The 557-nt window shown below is 66.4% G+C and carries 2 protein-coding genes; one reads left to right on the top strand and one right to left on the bottom strand.

Features of this window, described 5'->3' with window-relative positions; genetic code table 11:
* On the top strand, positions 1 to 334 hold a 334-nt coding region (locus tag AC1DWF_RS37540), incomplete at its 5' end, for a zinc-binding dehydrogenase (RefSeq protein WP_476843492.1).
* A gap of 34 nt (positions 335 to 368) precedes the next feature.
* Here AC1DWF_RS37540 and AC1DWF_RS37535 read toward each other — a convergent pair.
* Positions 369 to 557: GNAT family N-acetyltransferase (locus tag AC1DWF_RS37535; RefSeq protein WP_476843491.1), on the bottom strand; the 189-nt coding region annotated here is incomplete at its 5' end.

Below are 557 nucleotides of genomic sequence, written 5' to 3'. Positions count from 1 at the left end.
CAGCGTGGGCCGCGACACCTTCATTCCCTCGCTCGACTGCCTGGCGCCGCTCGGCATGATGGTGAGCTATGGCAATGCTTCCGGCCCGGTCGGGCCCATCGACATCGGCATCCTCGCCGCCAAGGGCTCGCTCTACCTGACGCGCCCGACACTGGCCTCCTACACGACGAAGCGCTCCGACCTGGAGGCCGTTGCGGCCGACCTCTTCGACATCGTGAAGAGCGGCAAGGTGAAGCTGCAGATCAACCAGCGCTATGCGCTGAAGAATGCCGGGCAGGCCCATACCGACCTCGAATCCCGGAAGACCACCGGCAGCACTGTCCTTCTGCCGTAATCCTTCCGGCACGTCGAAAGCCGCGCGCTTCGGCCTACCTTCGGGTGAAATAACTGTAGCGGTAGCGCTCGACCATGCCGATTCCGGCCTGGAGCGCGATCGACGCCGCATTCTCGGCGGACACCTGCGCGAAGAATTGCTCCGCGCCCKGCGCCGCCGCCCAATGCGCGGCGGCACCGATGGCGCGCCCAATCAGGCCCCGCCTGCGAAATTCCGGTCGGAC

Source organism: Aminobacter sp. P4_D5, assembly GCF_056401815.1.
Note: the sequence above shows the minus strand (reverse complement) of the source record. Positions and strands in the feature narration are given on the sequence as shown.